Annotated in this window: 17 protein-coding genes; 13 read left to right on the plus strand and 4 right to left on the minus strand. The window is 73.0% G+C overall.

The window, feature by feature from the left end; genetic code table 11:
• Nucleotides 1-29: 29 nt before the first annotated feature.
• On the plus strand, nt 30-950 hold the full coding sequence (locus tag ACZ52J_RS19245; protein WP_465620195.1) for a helix-turn-helix transcriptional regulator: 921 nt from the start codon (nt 30-32) through the stop codon (nt 948-950).
• On the opposite strand, the gene ACZ52J_RS19250 is transcribed toward ACZ52J_RS19245, so the two are convergent.
• The gene (locus tag ACZ52J_RS19250) at nt 947-1,363 is read right to left on the minus strand and encodes a hypothetical protein (protein WP_465620197.1); all 417 of its coding nucleotides are present in this window, start codon (nt 1,361-1,363) and stop codon (nt 947-949) included. The two genes, ACZ52J_RS19245 and ACZ52J_RS19250, sit on opposite strands and share 4 nt — an antisense overlap.
• Nucleotides 1,360-1,920: a hypothetical protein gene (locus ACZ52J_RS19255; protein WP_465620198.1), complete on the minus strand. Its 561-nt coding sequence runs from the start codon at nt 1,918-1,920 to the stop codon at nt 1,360-1,362. Before ACZ52J_RS19255 ends, ACZ52J_RS19250 begins: the two co-directional genes overlap by 4 nt.
• Before the next feature lie 135 nt (nt 1,921-2,055).
• Here ACZ52J_RS19255 and ACZ52J_RS19260 point away from each other — a divergent pair, with 135 nt between their 5' ends.
• The 7 genes from ACZ52J_RS19260 to ACZ52J_RS19290 all read left to right on the plus strand — a co-directional run bounded on the left by ACZ52J_RS19260 (nt 2,056) and on the right by ACZ52J_RS19290 (nt 10,372).
• The gene (locus ACZ52J_RS19260; protein ID WP_465620200.1) at nt 2,056-3,270 is read left to right on the plus strand and encodes a sensor histidine kinase; all 1,215 of its coding nucleotides are present in this window, start codon (nt 2,056-2,058) and stop codon (nt 3,268-3,270) included.
• Complete coding sequence (locus ACZ52J_RS19265) at nt 3,258-3,902, plus strand: response regulator transcription factor (protein ID WP_360504237.1); 645 nt, start codon at nt 3,258-3,260, stop codon at nt 3,900-3,902. Before ACZ52J_RS19260 ends, ACZ52J_RS19265 begins: the two co-directional genes overlap by 13 nt.
• Before the next feature lie 8 nt (nt 3,903-3,910).
• Nucleotides 3,911-4,678 (plus strand): DUF4097 family beta strand repeat-containing protein, encoded by a 768-nt coding sequence (locus tag ACZ52J_RS19270; RefSeq protein WP_360504235.1) that lies wholly within the window; start codon nt 3,911-3,913, stop codon nt 4,676-4,678.
• A gap of 117 nt (nt 4,679-4,795) precedes the next feature.
• Nucleotides 4,796-5,965 (plus strand): tRNA dihydrouridine synthase DusB, encoded by a 1,170-nt coding sequence (gene dusB, locus ACZ52J_RS19275; RefSeq protein WP_360504233.1) that lies wholly within the window; start codon nt 4,796-4,798, stop codon nt 5,963-5,965.
• Nucleotides 5,966-6,528: 563 nt separating this feature from the next.
• Nucleotides 6,529-9,237 (plus strand): pyruvate, phosphate dikinase, encoded by a 2,709-nt coding sequence (gene ppdK / locus ACZ52J_RS19280; protein ID WP_465620202.1) that lies wholly within the window; start codon nt 6,529-6,531, stop codon nt 9,235-9,237.
• A 288-nt stretch (nt 9,238-9,525) separates the two neighbouring features.
• Nucleotides 9,526-10,056 (plus strand): ribonuclease, encoded by a 531-nt coding sequence (locus tag ACZ52J_RS19285; protein ID WP_465620204.1) that lies wholly within the window; start codon nt 9,526-9,528, stop codon nt 10,054-10,056.
• Between the two features lie 100 nt (nt 10,057-10,156).
• Nucleotides 10,157-10,372 carry a transcriptional regulator gene (locus tag ACZ52J_RS19290; protein WP_465620206.1) on the plus strand — a complete coding sequence of 72 codons (216 nt, stop codon included), beginning with the start codon at nt 10,157-10,159 and terminating at the stop codon, nt 10,370-10,372.
• Here the strand turns inward: ACZ52J_RS19290 and ACZ52J_RS19295 are convergent.
• Nucleotides 10,350-11,345 carry a hypothetical protein gene (locus ACZ52J_RS19295; RefSeq protein ID WP_465620208.1) on the minus strand — a complete coding sequence of 332 codons (996 nt, stop codon included), beginning with the start codon at nt 11,343-11,345 and terminating at the stop codon, nt 10,350-10,352. The two genes, ACZ52J_RS19290 and ACZ52J_RS19295, sit on opposite strands and share 23 nt — an antisense overlap.
• A 109-nt stretch (nt 11,346-11,454) precedes the next feature.
• Between ACZ52J_RS19295 and ACZ52J_RS19300 the strand changes: the two genes are divergently transcribed.
• Nucleotides 11,455-12,711: an ADP-ribosylglycohydrolase family protein gene (locus ACZ52J_RS19300; protein WP_465620210.1), complete on the plus strand. Its 1,257-nt coding sequence runs from the start codon at nt 11,455-11,457 to the stop codon at nt 12,709-12,711.
• Here ACZ52J_RS19300 and ACZ52J_RS19305 read toward each other — a convergent pair.
• Complete coding sequence (locus ACZ52J_RS19305) at nt 12,701-13,435, minus strand: GNAT family N-acetyltransferase (RefSeq protein ID WP_360504220.1); 735 nt, start codon at nt 13,433-13,435, stop codon at nt 12,701-12,703. The two genes, ACZ52J_RS19300 and ACZ52J_RS19305, sit on opposite strands and share 11 nt — an antisense overlap.
• A 647-nt stretch (nt 13,436-14,082) precedes the next feature.
• On the opposite strand from ACZ52J_RS19305, the gene ACZ52J_RS19310 reads away from it, so the two are divergent.
• From ACZ52J_RS19310 to dnaG, 4 genes are all read left to right on the plus strand, one after another.
• Nucleotides 14,083-15,027 (plus strand): PAC2 family protein, encoded by a 945-nt coding sequence (locus tag ACZ52J_RS19310; protein ID WP_465620212.1) that lies wholly within the window; start codon nt 14,083-14,085, stop codon nt 15,025-15,027.
• A gap of 191 nt (nt 15,028-15,218) precedes the next feature.
• Nucleotides 15,219-16,217 carry an SGNH/GDSL hydrolase family protein gene (locus ACZ52J_RS19315; protein ID WP_465620214.1) on the plus strand — a complete coding sequence of 333 codons (999 nt, stop codon included), beginning with the start codon at nt 15,219-15,221 and terminating at the stop codon, nt 16,215-16,217.
• 128 nt (nt 16,218-16,345) lie between these two features.
• Nucleotides 16,346-17,653, plus strand: a complete 1,308-nt coding sequence (locus ACZ52J_RS19320; RefSeq protein ID WP_360504214.1) for a deoxyguanosinetriphosphate triphosphohydrolase — start codon at nt 16,346-16,348, stop codon at nt 17,651-17,653.
• A gap of 81 nt (nt 17,654-17,734) precedes the next feature.
• The gene (gene dnaG / locus ACZ52J_RS19325) at nt 17,735-19,639 is read left to right on the plus strand and encodes a DNA primase (RefSeq protein ID WP_360504212.1); all 1,905 of its coding nucleotides are present in this window, start codon (nt 17,735-17,737) and stop codon (nt 19,637-19,639) included.
• Nucleotides 19,640-19,723 lie beyond the last annotated feature (84 nt).

The raw sequence follows: 19,723 nt of genomic DNA on the forward strand, positions 1-19,723 counted from the left end.
AGGCTGACGGTTGCCGCATGCTGGGGAGCATGAGCCTGATGACCCCCGCCGCGCAAGCCCGTCCGACCCAGGCCCGCACCGGCTCCGCCGGGCCGCACCCGGCCGCGCCGGGCACCCCGGTCAATCCCGGCGACGCCCGCCGGCACGAGTTGGCCGCGTTCCTGCGCAGCCGCCGTGAGCGGATCGCGCCCGAGCAGGTGGGCCTGCCGATGACCGGGCGCCGCCGTACGCCGGGGCTGCGGCGGGAGGAGGTCGCGCAGCTCGCCGCGGTCGGGGTGACCTGGTACACGTGGCTGGAGCAGGGGAGGGACATCCAGGTGTCCACCCAGGTGCTGGACGCGGTGGCCCGGGCGCTGCTGCTGGACCCGAGCGAGCGCGCGCACCTGTTCACCCTGGCCGCCGCGGACGACCCGGCACCGGTCAAGGAGTGCCCCTCGGTGACCCCGAGCGTGCGGCTGGTGCTGGATCAGCTGGCGCCGTACCCGGCTCTGGTGGTCAACTCCCGGTACGACGTGCTGGCGTACAACGCGCAGTACACCGGGATCGTCGGCGACCTCGCCGCACTGCCGCCCGAGGACCGGAACCTGATGTGGATGGCTTTCACGCCCTCGCGGTTCCGCGACGTGCTGGTCGACTACCGGACCGAACGGCTCGGCATGGTGGCCCGGTTCCGCTCGGCGATGGCCGACCACAGCGCGGAGCCGGCCTGGAAGGTGCTGCTGGCCCGCGTGCTCAAGGCCTCGCCGGACTTCGCGGAGCTCTGGCAGCGGCACGACGTGATGCGGCCGGGCAACGGCATCAAGCGCTTCCAGGTGCCGGGTGTCGGCCTGCTGAGCTGCGAGTACACCAACTTCTGGCTCAGCCCCGCGCTCGGCACCCGGATCATCACCTACACCCCGCTGGACGACGGGACCCGCGCCCTGATGGACCGGCTGCCCACCGGGGTCTAGGCGCGGACGGCCGCGTCCCGCCCGAGCAGCAGGCACACCACGGCGAGCGGCAGCTCGACGCAGCCCGCCATGGCCAGCGCCGCGAGCACCGCGTGCCCCGGTCCGGCGCAGGCGATGTCGGCCAGCGCGTCCGAGGTGAGCATCAGGGCCACCGCCGCGCCCGCCCACAGCGCGGCGGGGCTGCGCCGGCGCAGCAGCGCGTCCAGCGAGAGCAGGGCGGAGAACTCCACCAGGTCGAGCACGACCCACGGGGTCTCGTGGCAGACGGCGAGGATCGTCAGCCAGGGCAGCAGGGCGACCGCCGCCATGACGGGCACCCGGGCGAAGCGCACGGGCAGGACGAACGAGGAGGCCGAACCGGCGAACGGGGCGCAGAGGCCGACGGGCCGGGCCGAGAGGACGGCGGTGCTCACGCCGCGCCCCCGACCCGACGGGCCGGAACCCGCTCCAGCGGCAGCCGCTCGGCCGGCCCGCCTGCCGGGTGTTCGACCAGCACCGTGTCGAACGGCCCCTCGGCCCAGGCGAGCCAGAACCGCCCGGCCACCGTGACCACTTCGGCCGCGACGGCGGACCGGACGGACCGGACCGACCCGGCGGACCGGACCGGCCGGAACGCCCGCCGCCCGGCGAACACCACCGAGGGCGCCGTACCGTCGGCCGCCAGCCGGCCCCAGGCGAGCACGTGCCAGGCCCGCCCGCCGGACGGGCTGCGCCGCGCCCCGCGCAGGAGCTGCGGGGTGAGCCGGGCGGCGACCAGGACGTCGGCCAACTCGCCGTGCTGGTACAGCTCCAGCGCGGCCCGGCCGCGGCCGGACCCGACGCTGCGGACCGACCAGGGCCCGGCTCCGGCGGACAGCGCCCCCTCCGGCTCCGACGCCGGGAGGAGCGCGCCCCCGGGAGCACCCCCGTGGTTCCCGGGGACGGGCCGCCCGTGCGGCGGAGTGGCGGAGTGCGATGCGGTGCTCGTCATGGGCTCAAGCTTTCCGTCGGGCACCCCCTCCTGTCGGTGGTGTCCCGCCCCGGATTGGGGGTGTATCCAGGTACACCCCTACCGGGTACCCCCCTTCATGGCGGCTGATGATCACCGGGCCCTACGCTGTCGGCCATGCCCTCCACCACGTTGCGCCGAGCACTCGTCAGGAGCCTGCGGCGCCCCTCGTGGTTGCCCGGGGTCTGGCGGGACACCCGTTTCATAGCCGCCGGAATACCGTCGGCCCTGCCGGTCTGGCTGGCCGTCACCGAGTCCAAGCTGGTCTTCCCGGTGCTCGCCGCCGTCCTGGTGTGCACCCGCCCGTTGACCGCTCTCCAGCGCGGGCGGCTGCGTGCCCTGCGCGGGGTGGAGGTGCCGCCGCCGCGCCCGTTCGCCGGGCGCCGGATCTGGCTGCTGGGCGTGACGTGGCGCCAGACCCTGCACCACCTGGTGGTCGGCCCGCTGCTGGCGGCGGCCGCGCTGGTGGTGGTGTGGGTGTGGGGCGCCGCCCTGGTGCTGGCCACCGTGTACGGCTGGATCTGGCTGATGCCCGCCGGTACCACGCTGCGTTCGGACCTGGCCGGGCTGGACGTCCTGCTGACGATCGGCGGGGTGCTGCTGCTGGTGGCGATGGCCTGGCCGGCGACTCTGATGGCCCGCCTGGAGGTGTGGGCGGCGCTGCTGCTGCTTGGTCCCGGCCGGGCGGAGGCGTTGGAGCGGCGGGTCGAGGAGATCGCCGAGAGCCGGGCGGGGCTGGTCGACGCGGTGGACGCCGAGCGCCGCCGGATCGAGCGCGACCTGCACGACGGCGCCCAGCAGCGCCTCACCTCGCTGGCGATGAACCTGGGCCTGGCCCGGCGCACCCTCAAGGACGTCCCGCCCGAGGTGATGCAGGTGATCGTCGACGCGCACGAGGAGGCCCAGGCGGCCATCGACGAGCTGCGCGACCTGGTCCGCGGCCTGCACCCGGCGGTCCTGGAGGACCGCGGCCTGGACGCGGCGCTGTCCGGCATCGCCGCGCGCGCCCCGCTGCCGGTGCGGCTGGACGTCGACCTCTCCGAGCCGATCGCCCCGACCGTCGAGGCGGTCGCCTACTTCACCGTCTCCGAGGCGCTTACCAACGTGGCCAAGCACGCCCGGGCCAACCGGGTCGACCTCGCGGTGCGGACGGCTCGCGGCCGGCTGCGCCTGGTCATCAGCGACGACGGCGTGGGCGGCGCGGACCCCTCGCGCGGCACCGGGCTGACCGGTCTGCGCAAGCGCGCCGCCTCGGTCGACGGCACGCTGTCCGTTCTCAGCCCCCTCGGGGGCCCCACCACCATCACTGTGGAGTTGCCGTGCGCGCTGTGATCGCCGAGGACTCGGTCCTGCTGAGGGTCGGCCTGGTCAAGGTCCTGGAGGCGGTGGGCTTCGAGGTCGTGGCAGCCGTCGGGGACGCCACCGAACTGCTGGCCGCGGTCGAGGAGCACCGCCCCAAGGTGGTGGTCGCGGACGTCCGGATGCCTCCGGGCTTCCACGACGAGGGCGTGAAGGCCGCGATGGTGATCCGTCGCCAGTGGCCGGACACCGCCGTCCTGCTGCTCTCCCAGTTCGTGGAGGAGCGCTACGCCGCCGACCTGCTGTCGACCAACACCAGCGGGGTCGGCTACCTGCTCAAGCAGCGGGTGGCCAATGTGGACGACTTCGTGGACGCGCTGCAGCGGGTCGCCGAGGGCGGGACCGCCCTGGACCCGGAGGTGGTCGCCCAGCTGCTGGTGCGCCGCCACCGGGACCCGCTGGAGAAGCTGACCCCGCGCGAGCGGGACGTGCTCTCGCTCATGGCGGAGGGCCGTTCCAACGCCGCGATCGCCGGCTCGCTGGTGGTCAGCGAGAGCGCGGTGGCCAAGCACATCAACTCGATCTTCACCAAGCTCGACCTGCCGCCGGCCGAGGACAGTCACCGCCGGGTGATGGCGGTGCTGCGGTTCCTGGAGGTCGGGTAACGGTGGGCGTGGCGAAGGCTTGGCGCGTCACCGGGACGCTCGCGGCCGTCCTGGTCATGGCCGTCGGTGGACTGCAGACCTGGGCGACGGCGGCGCAGCAGCAGTCGAACTCGACCCGGTCGTACGACGACGTCACGATCCACCGGTTGACGCTGGAGACCGGCAGCGCCTCCGTCAAGGTGAGGGTGGGCCGGGAGAGCCGGGTGGTGGTCCACCAGCGGCTGGACTGGATGGTGCGCAAGCCGGTGGTGTCGACCGTCCTCGCCGACGGCGTCGTCACCGTCGGCGTGCACTGCCGGCAGATCCTGCCGGTCGCGGACGTCGGCTGCGGCGCCGACCTCGAGCTGGAGGTGCCGGCCGCCACCGAGGTGACGGGGTCGGTGGACTCCGGCTCGGTCCAGGTGGAGGGCCTGAGCGGAAACGTGGACCTGAGGCTCACCTCCGGCGAACTGCTGCTGGTCGACACCTCCGGGGACGTGAAGGCGCACGCCACCTCCGGGCTGATCCAGAGCGCCGACCTGAGCGCACGGCGGGTGGAGGCCCAGACCACCTCGGGCTCGATGGAGCTGCACTTCGCCAAGGCGCCGCAGCAGGTGGACACCAGGTCCACCTCCGGCTCGCTGACGATGACCCTGCCGAAGGGCAGCCGCTACGCCTTCTCCAGCGACATCGGCTCCGGCAGCGGCCGGATCGATCCGCAGCTGGCGGACTCCGGCAGCCCCAACCGCATCCACGCCACGGTCACCTCGGGGTCGATCACCATCAATCCGTCGTAGCGCTCGCCCCTCGCGCGGACCGGCCCGGCGGCGTCCCGGTCCCGCCGCCGGGCCGGCCGCTCACCCTGGTGGGGGACAATGGAGAGTCCCGTCCCCTCGACCCGAGGTCAGCCGCGCATGACAGCCACGCCCGCACCCACCGCGCCCGACACCGAGTTCGCGCCGCTCGACATCGGCCCGATCCAGGTGTGGCCGCCCGTCGTGCTGGCACCGATGGCCGGCATCACCAACGCGCCCTTCCGCACCCTGTGCCGCGAGCAGAGCGGCGGCAAGGGCCTGTTCGTCTCGGAGATGATCACCACCCGGGCGCTGGTCGAGCGCAACGCCAAGACCATGCAGCTGATCACGTTCGACCCGAGCGAGAAGCCGCGCTCGATCCAGCTGTACGGCGTGGACCCGGTGACCGTCGGCAAGGCCGCCCGGATGATCGCGGACGAGGGCCTGGCCGACCACATCGACCTCAACTTCGGCTGCCCCGTGCCCAAGGTGACCCGCAAGGGCGGCGGCTCGGCGCTGCCGTACAAGCGCAACCTGCTGCGGGAGATCCTGCGCGAGGCCGTCGCCAACGCGGGCGACCTGCCGGTGACCATGAAGATGCGCAAGGGCATCGACGACGACCACCTCACCTATCTGGACGCCGGCCGGATCGGCGCCGAGGAGGGCGTGGCCGCGATCGCCCTGCACGGGCGCACCGCCGCCCAGCACTACGGCGGGACGGCCGACTGGTCGGCGATCGCCCGGCTGCGCGAGTCCGTCCCGGCGCACGTCCCGGTGCTGGGCAACGGCGACATCTGGTCGGCCGACGACGCGCTGCGGATGATGCGCGGGACCGGCTGCGACGGCGTCGTGGTGGGCCGCGGCTGCCTGGGCCGGCCGTGGCTGTTCAAGGACCTGGTCGCGATCTTCGAGGGCGACGTCGACTACGCCCGCCCCGACTTCGGCTACGTGGCGCGGGCGATGGTGCGCCACGCGCAGCTGCTCGGCGAGTGGATCGGGGACGAGGCGCGCGGCGTGATCGACTTCCGCAAGCACGTCGCCTGGTACACCAAGGGCTTCTCGGTCGGCTCCGAGCTGCGGGTGCGGCTCGCCAATTCGTCCTCGTTGGCCGAACTGGCCGAAACCCTGTCCGAGGTGGAGCAGTCGCAGGGCTGGCCGGCCGGCGCGGACGGCCCGCGCGGGCGGACCAGCGGCAACGGCCGGGTGGTCCTGCCGGAGAACTGGTTGGACGATCCGTACGACTGCGCCCGCCCGGGTGAGGACGCCGAATCGGACACCTCCGGCGGATGATCTATACGGACCGGCAAAATGGGCCCTCGCGGTCCGATTGCCACTAGGTCCCAGCCCTCTTGTCCATTCTGGACAGGAGGGCTCCTTTTCGGCGTCCGGATGTCACGGAACGGGCACGTTTCTGGACGCTGTGCGACGATCGGCGGAGGCCATCTACGCTCGAGCGGTGAGACACGCTGGTGACGCTTGCCACACGCCGCGGGGGCTGATGCCGGGTCAGTGGACGAAATGGACAGGTCGGCCGTGAATCGCTTCCCGAAGCCGCCATCCGGGGATCGGCCGATCCGGGTGCAGGAAATCAAGCCGGGGCAACGCGACGGACCCGCGGTCGCTACACAGCGTCCGAATCGTGCGATCTTCGGGTTTCGTTGTCTTCAAGAGTTGAACGCTGGCTAGCGTCAGGCGGACGATTTCACCAACAGAGGTGAACGCCTTTATGTGCATTCGATCTAGCGGGTTACCTCTCGGTACCGGCCTCGGGTGGCCTATTCAGGGCAGAGAAGTGCCTTCGAAATGGGTATGTTCTCCGGCGTCAGGGCAACCGCGTACGAGGAGACCGACCCGTGCCGTCCCAGCAGAAGTTTGTTTACTCCTTCACCGAAGGAAACAAGGACCTCAAGGATCTTCTTGGCGGCAAGGGCGCGAACCTGGCCGAGATGACCAACCTGGGACTCCCCGTCCCCCCGGGATTCACCATCACCACCGAGGCCTGCAAGGTCTTCCTGGAGACCGGTAGCGAGCCCTCCTCCCTCCACGAGGAGATCAGCGCCCACCTGGAGGCCCTCGAGCAGCAGATGGGCAAGAAGCTCGGCCAGGCCGACAACCCCCTCCTGGTCTCGGTGCGCTCCGGCGCGAAGTTCTCCATGCCCGGCATGATGGACACCGTCCTGAACATCGGCCTCTCCGACGCTTCGGTGGTCGGCCTCGTCGCCCAGTCCGGCAACGAGCGCTTCGCCTGGGACTCCTACCGCCGCCTGGTCCAGATGTTCGGCAAGACCGTCCTGGGCGTCGACGGCGAGCTGTTCGAGGAGGCCCTGGAGGAGGCCAAGCACGCCAAGGGCACCGTCAACGACCTGGACCTGGACGCTTCCGACCTCCGGGAACTGGTCGAGGTGTTCAAGGGCATCGTCGAGCGCGAGACCGGCCGGGCCTTCCCGCAGGACCCGCGCGAGCAGATGGACCTCGCCGTCCACGCGGTCTTCCACTCCTGGAACGGCGACCGCGCCCGGCTGTACCGCCGCCAGGAGCGCATCCCGAACGACCTCGGCACCGCGGTCAACATCTGCTCCATGGTCTTCGGCAACCTCGGCGAGGACTCCGGCACCGGCGTCGCCTTCACCCGCGACCCCTCCACCGGTGCCCAGGGCGTCTACGGCGACTACCTGTCCAACGCCCAGGGCGAGGACGTCGTCGCCGGCATCCGCAACACGCTGCAGCTGTCCGAGCTGGAGAAGCTCGACAAGAAGTCGTACGACGAGCTGATGGCGATCATGCAGAAGCTCGAGAACCACTACCGCGACCTCTGCGACATCGAGTTCACCATCGAGCGCGGCAAGCTCTGGATGCTGCAGACCCGGGTCGGCAAGCGCACCGCCGCCGCCGCCTTCCGGATCGCCGTCCAGCTGGTCGACCAGGGCCTGATCGACCTGGACGAGGCCCTGATGCGCGTCACCGGCGGCCAGCTGGCCCAGCTGATGTTCCCGCGCTTCGCCCCGACCCCCGAGTCCAAGCAGATCGGCTGGGGCCTCGCCGCCTCGCCGGGCGCCGCGATCGGCAAGGTCGTCTTCGACTCGTACACCGCCGTCAAGTGGTCCCGCTCCGGCGAGAAGGTCATCCTGGTCCGCCGCGAGACCAACCCGGACGACCTGGACGGCATGATCGCCGCCGAGGGCATCCTCACCTCGCGCGGCGGCAAGACCTCGCACGCCGCCGTCGTCGCCCGCGGCATGGGCAAGACCTGTGTCTGCGGCGCCGAGGAGCTGGAGGTCGACACCAAGGCCCGCAAGTTCACCACCGCCGACGGCCTGGTGGTCCACGAGGGCGACATCGTCTCCATCGACGGCGCCAGCGGCAAGGTCTACCTCGGCGAGGTACCGGTCCTGCCGTCCCCCGTGGTCGAGTACTTCGAGGGCACCCTGCACGCCGGCGCCGACGTCCAGGGCGGGCTGGTCCAGGCCGTCCACCGGCTGATGTCGCACGCCGACGGCCGCCGCCGCCTGGCCGTGCGCGCCAACGCCGACAACGCCGAGGACGGCGGGCGCGCCCGCCGCTACGGCGCCCAGGGCATCGGCCTGTGCCGCACCGAGCACATGTTCCTCGGTGAGGAGCGCCGCAAGGAGGTCGAGCACCTGATCCTCGCGGACAACGACAAGGACCGCGAGCAGGCCCTCTCCACCCTGCTGCCGCTGCAGAAGAGCGACTTCCTGGAGCTGTTCCAGGCGATGGACGGGCTGCCGGTCACCGTCCGCCTGCTCGACCCGCCGCTGCACGAGTTCCTGCCGGACATCACCGAGCTGTCGGTGCGCGTCGCCCTCGCCGAGGCCCGCAAGGACCCGAACGAGAACGACCTGCGGCTGCTCCAGGCGGTGCACAAGCTGCACGAGCAGAACCCGATGCTGGGCCTGCGCGGCGTCCGCCTCGGCCTGGTCATCCCCGGCCTGTTCGGCATGCAGGTCCGGGCCATCGCCGAGGCCGCCGCCGAGCGCAAGCTGGCCGGCGGGGACCCGCGCCCCGAGGTGATGATCCCGCTGGTCGGCACCGTCCAGGAGCTGGAGCTGGTCCGCGACGAGTGCGAGCGCGTGCTCGCCGAGGTCGCCCAGTCCACCGGCGTCCAGCTGGACATCAAGCTCGGCACCATGATCGAGCTGCCGCGCGCCGCGGTCACCGCCGGGCAGATCGCCGAGGCCGCCGAGTTCTTCTCCTTCGGCACCAACGACCTGACCCAGACGGTCTGGGGCTTCTCCCGGGACGACGTGGAGGCCTCGTTCTTCACCGCCTACCTGGAGAAGGGCATCTTCGGGGTCTCCCCGTTCGAGACCATCGACCGCGACGGCGTCGGCGCGCTCGTCAAGCACGCCGTCGAGGCCGGCCGGGCCACCCGCCCCGACCTCAAGCTCGGCGTCTGCGGCGAGCACGGCGGCGACCCGGAGTCGGTCCACTTCTTCCACGAGGTGGGGCTGGACTACGTCTCCTGCTCCCCCTTCCGGATCCCGGTGGCGCGCCTGGAGGCCGGCCGCGCCGCCATCGAGACGGCGGGCAGCGACTCGCGCTGAGGGAGGGAAGGCATCCCCTCCTCACGCGCGGGCACGACTGACCGCTCTTCCTCCCACCGGGAGGGCGTACACCGGAGCTCGGCGCAGGAGAACCGGCGTACGTAACACGGCCGAGCGGGAACGGACAACGGCGTCCGTTCCCGCTCGGCCGTACGTCTGCGCCCGGCCGCATGCCTGTACCCGGCCCTACGGCTGCGCCCGGCCGTACGTCCGCGCACCGGCGGGCGTGGCGGCGACCACGTGTGCGGCTCGCCGGGCGGGGCCCGGGCGCCTGCCAAGCTGGGGCGCATGACCAGTCGCAAAAACCCGCTCGTCGTCGTGGCCGTGCTGATCCTGGCCCTCCTGGCCGGGTCCGGGTACCTCCTCGCCGACAGGGGGAGCAGCCGCCCCAAGGCCGCCGCGAGCCCCACGGCGGCCGCCGCCGCGGGTTCTTCGACGTCCACGTCCTCGGCTCCCAAGCCCTCGGCCCCCAAGCCGTCCCCACCGGCCGGCGGCGCCCCCTCCGCGGCCGGCACCTGGGTCCCCGCCGACCCCGCGCTGGCCGACGTCTGCCGCACCAAGCTCCCCAGCCAGGCCCAGGACACCCTCGGCCTGATCGCCAAGGGCGGGCCCTACCCGTACAGCCGTGACGGCATCGTCTTCGAGAACCGCGAGAGCCGCCTCCCCAAGAAGGCCGGCGGCTACTACCACGAGTACACCGTGGTCACCCCGGGCTCCGACGACCGCGGCACCCGCCGCGTGGTCACCGGCACCGCCGGCGAGCAGTACTGGTCCGGGGACCACTACGCGACGTTCCAGGAGATCGACCCCCGCTGCTGAGCCGGCCTCCCGGCCCCGTCCTTCCGGCCCGACCTGGCCCGACTCGACCCGACCTGGCTCGGCTGATGGAAAGTACTTTCCATCCTGGAAACAGGGTGCCATGGTGGACGCTCTCGAAGAGGCCGGGTACGTCGCCGTGAAGAAGGGCTACGTCGGCAAGCGCCCCCGCACCTGGCTCGCCGCCACCAGGGCGGGCCGCAAGGCCCTGGCCGCCCACCTCGCCGAACTCCAGCGCCTGGTGACCGCCGCCGAGGCGGCCTCCGCCCGGCATGCCGGGCATGCCGGGCGGACCGTCAGTGGGCCCGGCGCCACGTGATCCGGCCGTGCGGGCCGTGCGGGCCGGTGGTGACCAGGGCGGTCAGTTCGTGCAGCACCGGTGCCGGGTCGCGGCGGAGCTGGACCGGCGTGGTGCGGACCACCGGGAGGCCGGTGGCGGTGAGCCGGTTGGCGCGGGCCAGGCCGCGCTCGTGATCGGCCGGGCGCAGGTGCCAGGCGCGGGAGTCGATCTCCAGGGCCACGCAGGCGTGTGGCCAGTAGGCGTCCGGGACGGCGAGGAAGCGTCCGTCCAGGAAGAGCACCGGATTCCACAGCGGTTCGGGCAGGCCCGCGTGTGACAGCAGCTCGTGGGCCTCGCCCTCGACCGCCGAGCGCACCCCCGCGGTGAGGTCCTCCACCACCCGGGCCACGTGCGGCAGTCCGAGCACGCCCGGCCGGGTCAGCAACTGGTCCAGCAGTTCGCCGAGTTCGCAGTGCCGCCGCTGGACGGCCTCCGCGCACAGCGCCCGGAACCGACGCTGCCCGGTCTCCCTCGGGGCGAGGTCCGCCAGCGCCCGCGCGACCGTGGTGCTCCACAGCCCGTCGTCCCGCTCGAAGCCGCCCGGCATCGCCCCGCCGGCCCGGTGGATCCGGACGAACTCCCGTTCCCCGACGCGGCGTTGGCGTGGAATCAGGACGTCGACCGCGTCTAGGTCGGCCGGGTGCCCGGCGCTCGGCAGCCCGGCGTCGGCCAGTACCGCGAAGCCGGTCAGCAGCACCTCCCCCGGCTGCGGCTCGTGCCCCTTCGGCGTCGCATAGGCCAGGGCGGCCCGCAGTTTCTGATGGGCCGTCAATCTCCCGCTCTGCAGGCAGATCACCCGGGGCAGCACCTGCTGCCAGGGTCCACCCGGCCGCAGCCGGTGGGCGATGGTGCCGGAGGGCACCCCGAGCCGGCGCAGCTGCGCCCGGGTGGCGATGTGCTGCTGGTCGGCGCCGAGCAGGGCGACCGGGTCGAGCGGGTTCGCGCGGGTCATGTCAGGGTGCTGCCCGCCCCGATCGGAGGTATGCGAAACATCCCTCGTCGGGGGCGTTCCGGCAAACGTGTTGACGAAACGGCGGCCGACCGGCTGAGCTGGCGCCCATATGACAACTCCACACACCGGCCCGGCGCTCGACGCGCTCCGGGGCCTCTCCGTCGGCGACGCCCTCGGCGCCCAGTTCTTCGTCCCCGAAACCGCCCGCGCCCACCTCGCCGACCGCACCGACCCGCCCGGCCCCTGGCCGTGGACCGACGACACCGAGATGGCCTGCTCGGTGCACGCCGCCCACACCGAACGCGGCACGATCGACACCTTCGACCTCACCCACGCCTTCGCCCGCCGCCACGACTTCGACCGCGGCTACGGCCCGGCCGCCAACCGGATGCTGCGGCTGATCCGCGAGGGCGGCGACGCGAAGCGGCTCGCCGCCGAACTCTTCGACGGCCAGGGCTCGTACGGCAACGGCGCCGCGATGCGGGTCGCCCCGCTCGGCGCCGCGTACGCCGAGGACCTGGACGAGGCCGTCCGGCAGGCGGCCTGGACTGCGGTGGTCACCCACACCCACCCGCAGGCGGTGGACGGCGCGATCGCGGTCGCGGTGGCGGCGGCTCTCGCGGTCCGGGCGCGGACCGAGACCATGACGCCGAAGACCTTCCTGGGCAGGGTCGCCCACCACACTCCGCTGGGCGCCGTCCACGACGGCCTGACCGAGGCGATCGGGCTGCTCGCCGAACCGGACCTCCGGGTCGCCGCCCACGTACTCGGCAACGGCAGCCGGACGTCGGCTGCCGACACCGTCCCCTACGCCCTGTGGTGCGCCGCCCGCCGGCTGACCGACTACCGGGCCGCGGTGTGGGAGGCGATCGCAGCGGGCGGGGACATGGACACCGTCGCGGCGATCACCGGGGGAGTGGTCGCCGCCCGCACCGGCACGCGCGGCATCCCGGCCGCGTGGACGGCCGCGCGCGAGCCGCTGCCCGGTTGGGCGTTCCCGGAGCCGGACAGCATCCCCGACGGCCGGGGCCGTGAGGAGATGCTGGTGCCGCGTCTCTTCCCGGTCCCGGACGTGGTGTGGACCGACGAGCAGTGGCAGCGCATCCGGACCGGGTCCGATCCGGCCGCGATGGACCACCGCTGGCAGGTCCTCACCTATGAGGGCACCCTGCGGCTGTGCCACCCGGACGGCCCGGCCCGCTGGGAGGTGACCGTCGCCCGCGTCCGGAACGGCTGGCGCCCGGTCTCCGCCGTCGCCGAGACGGCCCACCACCGGTTCCCGACGGACGCGGACCGGAGCCCCCTGCTCCTCGCTCGGCTCCTGAGGAACGCCGCCGACGGTGAGTGGTCCCCGGTCAGGCCGTGATCATCAGCTGCCCGGCGCCGCTGCCGCCCTGTCTAAGGCACTCCTGGTTGATCGCCGGATCCGGGGCGCTCGGCGAGGTGGCGGCGGCGATCCGCATCTCGATGATGTCCCGGACGGCCGGCCACTCGGCGTCGAGGATCGAGTAGAACGCGGTGGACCGGACCACCCCGTCCAGCCCGCGCGAGTGGGCCCGGCGCACGCCCTCGCCCGTCGCGCCGAGCCGCTCGATCGCGGCGCGCGAGCGCAGGTTGCGGGCGTCCGCGCGCAGGGAGATCCGCTGCACGCCCCAGGTTTCGAAGGCGTGGCGCAGCATCAGCAGCTTGGCCTCGGTGTTGATGCCGGTGCCCTGGGCGCGCGGCGAGAGCCAGGTGTTGCCGATCTCGGCGGCGTCCGGGACGGCCGTGGCGGGATCGCCGAACGGCACACCGGGCACCGGCGGCCACACCATCGGGCCCTGCCAGTAGTCCAGTTCCAGGAACCGGGTGGAGCCGACCACCCGGCCGTCGGCGACGTTCACCGTCGCGAACGGCAGCGACCGTCCCGAGGCCTGGTCGGCGAGGGCCCGCGCGATGTAGTCGCGGGCCGCTTCCAGGCCGTGCGGAACGGGGGTGAAGGCGTAGGTCGTACGGTCCTCGGCGCCGGCCTTGGCGATGGCCTCGGCGTGGTGCGCGGCGAGGGGCTCCAGCCGCACGGTGCGGCCGGTGAGGATGACAGGTACGGGCACGGAACCTTCGGTCCTTCATCGGTCGGAGGGCGCCTCCCGGGCCGGGGTGCGGCTCGGGATGCGGTTTCGGGGTTCGCCCCGGCCCGGGTCCGTCCGCCCGGGTAGCCGTGCGCGCCGGAGGATCCGGTCGGGCGGGGCGGGGGCGGCGGCCCGGAACGGGCGGCGCGGGGTGCCGGAACGGACACGGGTCCTCGGACCGGTCCGGCGGGAAGTGCGAGGGGACAGTGTGCGTCCGCGAAATGGCCGAGAAGGAAACGAGAGCGCGAAGGGAAGCAGGCGGCCAGGTGAAGGCAAGATGCGTCGTGGGTGGCTGGCCGAGCACCGGACCGGGACGTGGCCGACGGCGTTACGGACGACGTGACGACGACGCGACGATGCGAGGCAGCGAGAGGACGATACCCGCCAGAAGGCGGTGCGTCACTTCGCGGCGCGCGAATGGCGGCGCGGCCTGTTGCGGCGCACCTCGGAACGGGCCCTCGCAGGCCTGTGACCAGGGGATCTTCCGTCGGGTGCGATCATGGTCCGGAGGGGTCGGCCGAGGCTCCGGACGAGTCGTCCGGCGTGGCGGGAATTCCGGCGGTGCCCGGCACGCTGGACAGGACGAGAAGCCGGTGGGACGACGAGCAGAGAACGGGGTTGGGTGCGCGGTGCGTGACTTCCAGGCGCTGTACGAGCTGGATCAGCAGGGCGTGGCCGCGGTGGCCACCGCCACCGCGCAGTTGCGCGACACCGGCGCCGGCTTGGTGCTGCTCCAGCACTTCGAGGGCTTCATGGACGCCGGCGAGGCCGGCGGCCAGGTGGTGGCCCACCTGCTGGAGACGGGATCGCCGCAGGTGGTGGCCAGTTTCGACCACGACCGGCTGGTCGACTACCGGGCCCGCCGTCCGGCGATGGTGTTCGACCACGACCACTGGACGTCCTACGACCCGCCGGAGATCCTGCTCCAGCTCGTCCACGACGCCGCCGGCGCGCCGTTCCTGCTGCTCACCGGCCCCGAGCCGGACGTGGAGTGGGAGCGCTTCGCGCGCGCCGTCCGCGAGCTGGTGGAGCGCTTCGAGGTCCGCCTGTCGATCGACTTCCACGGCATCCCGATGGGGGTGCCGCACACCCGCCCGGTCGGCCTGACGCCGCACGGCAACCGGCTCGACCTCGCGCCCGGGTACCCGCAGTGGTTCGAGCAGGCCCAGGTCCCGGGCAGCGCGCAGGCGCTGCTGGAGTACCGCCTGGCCGAGGCCGGGCACGACGTCCTGGGCTTCGCCGTGCACGTCCCGCACTACGTGGCCCGCTCGGCCTACCCGGCGGCGGCCGTGCTCGTCCTGGAGGCGGTGCAGTCCGCCACCGGGCTGGTGCTGCCCGGCACCCGGCTGCGCGAGCGGGTCGGCGAGGTCTACGCCGACATCGAGGAGCAGCTGACCCACGGGGACGGCGAGTTGCGTTCGGCGATCCGCGGCATGGAGGGCCAGTACGACGCGGTGGCGGGCTCCGAGGACCGGGAGAGCCTGCTGGCCGAGCCGGTGGACCTGCCGTCGGCGGACGAACTGGGTCGGCGCTTCGAGCAGTTCCTGGCCGAGCACGAGCGCGGCGCGGAGTAGTCGGGAGCGGGCGCGGAGCCGGCTCCTCCGGCGCGGCCCCGGGGGCCCTGACGGGAACGCGGATTCCCCTTGGGAGGATTTCGCGGAGGCGGGAGTCATCGTCGACGGCCGCTCGTTGGAGCCCGAGGTGCCCGGGGGACGGGCTGCCGTGAGGAGCCGACCGTGACTCGTCGTACCCCCGGGGGGATGCCATGCCCAGGACCACACGCCCGACCGTCGCCCTGACGGCCGGGCTGGCCGCGCTGCTGCTGGCCGGATGCACCGGCGGAGGCGGTTCGGACAGCCAGGGGAAGGACCTCGCAGGCGCGGTGCCCGGCCGTGCGAAGGCCGGCGCCACCCCGTCGCCGACACCCACCCCGCCACCCACCGGCCCGTACGTCGCGCTCGGCGACTCGTACACGGCCGGCATGCAGATCCCCCCGCAGACCGGCGAGCCGCGCGGCTGCTCCCGCTCGGCGGTCAACTACCCGTCCCTGGTGGCCAAGGGCCTCGGGGTGGCGTCCGGGCAGTTCCGGGACGTCAGCTGCACCGGCGCCACCACCGTGGACCTGACCGCGGCGCAGGACACCGGCAACGGCAGCAACCCGGCCCAGCTGGACGCGCTGAGCGCGGACACCCGGCTGGTCACCCTCGGGATCGGCGGCAACGACGCCGGTTTCATGGAGGTCGTGACCGAGTGCGCCAAGGACAACCTGATGGACGTGGTGAAGGGCGTGATCAAGCAGACCCGCGCCGCCTCGCCCTGCCGTGACCACTACTCCTCCGCCGACGGCGCCGACGAGGTCCAACACAAGGTGGACGCGGCCGGCGACCGGCTCGGCGGGATCCTCCAGGACATCAAACGGCGCTCCCCGCAGGCCCGGGTGTACGTGATCGGGTACCCGACGCTGCTGCCGGCCGAGCCGTCGGGCTGCCTGCCGGTGCTCGGCAAGACCGTGGCCGCCTCCGACCTGGGCTTCCTCTCGGAGAAGGAGCAGCAGCTCAACGGCATGCTCAAGAAGCACGCGGAGGCGGCCGGAGCGGTGTTCGTGGACACGGCCGGGCCCTCGGCCGGGCACGACATGTGCGCGGGGGAGGACCAGCGCTGGGTCGAGCCGCCGTTCCCGGCCCGCGGAATGGCGCCGATCCACCCGAACGCCAAGGGGCAGGAGGCGGTGGCCGGCGTCGTCCTCAAGGCGCTCCGGGGCTGAGCCGTCCGGGTGAGGAGGATTCACCGGGACGGGCACCCGCGCGCCGCGCGGCGTTCACGCCCCGGCCCGCGCTCCTTCGCGCGCGGCATACCCCGCGTGTCAGGGGCGCGGCGTACCGTGAGTGCCATATGGATGACACCACGCACCGCCTCGCCGCCCCGATCCCGTACGACCACGCCGCCGAGGCCCGCTGGGTCCCCGAACCCGACAAGCGCCCGGGTCGTACGGCGTTCCAGCGCGACCGCGCCCGGGTGCTGCACTCGGCGGCGCTGCGCCGGCTGGCCGGCACCACCCAGGTGGTCGCCCCGATGCGCAGTGACTTCCCGCGCACCCGGCTCACCCACTCCCTCGAATGCGCCCAGGTCGGGCGGGAGTTGGGCGCGGCCCTGGGCTGCGACCCGGATCTGGTGGAGACGGCCTGCCTGGCCCACGACATCGGCCACCCGCCCTTCGGCCACACCGGCGAGGAGGCCCTCGACCAGGCCGCCGAGGAGTGCGGCGGCTTCGAGGGCAACGCCCAGTCGCTGCGCATCCTGACCAGGCTCGAACCCAAGCGCTTCGCCCCCACGGAGGAGCCGTCGACCCGGCTCGCCCCCTGGCCCGGCCGCAGCGTCGGCCTCAACCTGAGCCGCGCCGCGCTCGACGCCGCCACCAAGTACCCGTGGACCAAGGGCACCCACCCGAGCGACCCGGCCTCGCCCAAGTACGGCGTCTACGCCGACGACCTGCCGGTCTTCCGCTGGCTGCGGGCCGGATCCCCGGCCGGGCGCAAGTGCTTCGAGGCCACCGTGATGGACTGGTCCGACGACGTGGCCTACTCCACCCACGACGTCGAGGACGGCCTCCAGGCCGGCCACATCGACCCGGCCGTGCTGCGCGCCCCGAGCGAGCGCGCCGAGCTCTTCAAGGTCGCCGAGCGCTACGCCCCCGACGCCGAGCCGGAGGAGCTGGCCGCCGCCCTGGACCGACTGCTCGCCCAGGAATGGTGGCCCCGCTCGTACGACGGCACCGCGCGCGACCGGGCCGGGCTCAAGGACCTCACCAGCCAGCTGATCGGCCGCTTCTGCCTGGCCGCCGAGCAGGCCACCCGCGCCCGCTACGGCCCGGGCCGGCTCACCCGCTACGCCGCCGAGCTGGTGGTGCCGCGGGACGTCCGGCTGGAGTGCGCGGTGCTCAAGGCGGTCGCCGTCCGCTTCGTCATGCAGCGCGACGAGCAGGCCCAGCTGCGGGCCCGCCAGCGGATCGTGATCGCCGAGCTGGCGTACGTCCTCACCCAGCGCGCCCCCGAGGGCCTGGACCCGGTGTTCGCCGCGATGTACCGCGAGGCCGAGGACGACCGCGCCGCCCTGCGCACGGTCATCGACCAGATCGCCACCCTGACCGACGCCTCGGCCCTGGCCCTGCACGCCAAGCTCGTCGGCGCGGCCTGGGCGTAGCCGGTCCGCCGTTCGACCCGACCCCTCAACCCGGCTGGTTAACCCGGCCGGTTAACCCGGCCGCCCCAGTAGACTTCCGGGGTGGCCGGGCGGATCAGGGACGAAGACGTACAGGCGGTGCGCAGCGCACTGCCGATCGACGCGGTGGTCGGCGACTACGTACAGCTGACCAATGGTGGCGGTGGCGAGTACAAGGGCGTCTGCCCCTTCCACGACGAGAAGTCCGCCTCGTTCTACGTGAACCCCGCCAAGGGCGTGTTCCACTGCTTCGGCTGCCAGGAGAACGGCGACACCATCGCCTTCCTGATGAAGATCGAGCACTTCACCTTCGCCGAGGCCGTCGAGCGGATGGCCGCCCAGGCCGGCATCACACTGCGCTACGAGGAGGGCGGCTACAGCCCCCGCCACCAGCAGGGCGAGCGCACCCGCCTGGTCGAGGCGCACAAGGTGGCCGCCGCCTACTACCGGGAGCAGCTGACCTCGCCGGAGGCGGAGATCGGTCGCCGCTTCCTGGCCGAGCGCGGCTTCGACGAGGAGGCGGCCGCGGCCTTCGGCGTCGGCTACGCCCCGGTCGGCTGGGAGCACCTGGTCCGCTACCTGCGCGGCAAGGGCTTCACCGACAAGGAGATCCTGCTCGGCGGCCTGGCCTCGCAGGGCCAGCGCGGCGGCCTGATCGACCGTTTCCGGGGCCGGCTGGTCTGGCCGATCCGGGACATCGCCGGCGAGGTGGTCGGCTTCGGCGCCCGCCGCCTGCGCGAGGACGACAACGGCCCGAAGTACCTGAACACCCCCGAGACGCCGATCTACAAGAAGTCCCACGTGCTGTACGGCATCGACCTGGCGAAGAAGGAGATCGCCAAGTCGGGCCGCGCGGTGGTGGTCGAGGGCTACACCGACGTGATGGCCTGCCACCTCGCCGGGGTCACCTCGGCGGTGGCCACCTGCGGCACCGCCTTCGCCGAGGACCACATCAAGATCATCCGTCGGCTGCTGATGGACACCTCGCAGTACCGGGGCGAGACGGTCTTCACCTTCGACGGCGACGCGGCCGGCCAGAAGGCCGCCCTGCGGGCCTTCGAGGACGACCAGAAGTTCGCCGCCAAGACCTCCATCGCGGTCAGCCCGGGCGGCATGGACCCGTGCGAGCTGCGCCTGGCCCAGGGCGACGAGGCGGTCAAGCAGCTGATCGACAACCCGGTCCCGCTGTTCGAGTTCGCACTGACCTCGGCGGTGGCCCGGCACCGGGTGGACACCCCGGAGGGGCGCTCGGCGGCACTGGAGGAAGCGGCCCCGATCGTCGCCAAGATCAAGGACCGCTCGATCCAGCACGAGTACGCCGTCCGGCTGGCCGGCATGCTCGGCATCCTGGACGAGCCCTTCGTCGTCCGCAGGGTCTCCCAGCTGGCCCGCTGGGACCGCGAGCGCCAGCAGAATCCCCGCGGTGCCGCGCAGCGCCGCCCCGAACCGGTACAGCCGCCGCGCCCCGCGCAGCAGGCCTTCCGGCTCAACCCTCGTGACCCGGCCCAGTTCGTCGAGCGCGAGCTGCTCAAGTTGGCGCTGCAGCACCCGGACCTGGTCAGCCCGGCCTTCGACCACTACGGCGACGACGAGTTCCCGACCCCGCCGTACACCGCCGTCCGGCAGGCCGTCGCCAAGGCCGGCGGGGCCGCGTACGGGGCGACCCTGCCGGACTTCACCAGCGCGGTGCGCGAGGCGTCCCCGGACGACCGGGTGCGCTCGCTGGTCACCGAGCTGACCGTCGAGCCGGTGCGCTCGCGCCGCAAGGTGGACGCCGTCTACGCGGGGGAGTTCCTGGTCAAGCTCCGCCTGCTGGCCGTCGACCGCAGGATCGCCGAGGTCCGCGGCTACCTCCAGCGGCTCGGCCACCGGGCCGACACGGAGCAGCTGCACGCGGTGCAGACCGAGCTGTGGCAGCTCCAGCAGTACGGCGATCAACTGAAGAGCCGGGGCGCCGCCGCCCTGTAGCACTCGCTGCACAGAAAGTCGGCGCACGAGTCTCGGCCACGGAGTGTGGCGTACCGCACACTGGAGGGCGTCTCACCTCCGTAC

The sequence above is a fragment of the Kitasatospora sp. NPDC034035 genome, from assembly GCF_055575755.1.

Excerpts from the sequence above, each read along its gene's own strand:
- ACZ52J_RS19295 (WP_465620208.1), bottom strand. The coding sequence starts at position 11,345 with ATGACCCGCGCGAACCCGCTCGACCCGGTCGCCCTGCTCGGCGCCGAC.
- ACZ52J_RS19315 (WP_465620214.1), top strand. The coding sequence starts at position 15,219 with ATGCCCAGGACCACACGCCCGACCGTCGCCCTGACGGCCGGGCTGGCC.
- ACZ52J_RS19320 (WP_360504214.1), top strand. The coding sequence starts at position 16,346 with ATGGATGACACCACGCACCGCCTCGCCGCCCCGATCCCGTACGACCAC.
- ACZ52J_RS19300 (WP_465620210.1), top strand. The coding sequence starts at position 11,455 with ATGACAACTCCACACACCGGCCCGGCGCTCGACGCGCTCCGGGGCCTC.
- ACZ52J_RS19245 (WP_465620195.1), top strand. The coding sequence starts at position 30 with ATGAGCCTGATGACCCCCGCCGCGCAAGCCCGTCCGACCCAGGCCCGC.
- ACZ52J_RS19260 (WP_465620200.1), top strand. The coding sequence starts at position 2,056 with ATGCCCTCCACCACGTTGCGCCGAGCACTCGTCAGGAGCCTGCGGCGC.
- ACZ52J_RS19290 (WP_465620206.1), top strand. The coding sequence starts at position 10,157 with ATGGTGGACGCTCTCGAAGAGGCCGGGTACGTCGCCGTGAAGAAGGGC.
- dusB (WP_360504233.1), top strand. The coding sequence starts at position 4,796 with ATGACAGCCACGCCCGCACCCACCGCGCCCGACACCGAGTTCGCGCCG.
- ACZ52J_RS19255 (WP_465620198.1), bottom strand. The coding sequence starts at position 1,920 with ATGACGAGCACCGCATCGCACTCCGCCACTCCGCCGCACGGGCGGCCC.
- ACZ52J_RS19285 (WP_465620204.1), top strand. The coding sequence starts at position 9,526 with ATGACCAGTCGCAAAAACCCGCTCGTCGTCGTGGCCGTGCTGATCCTG.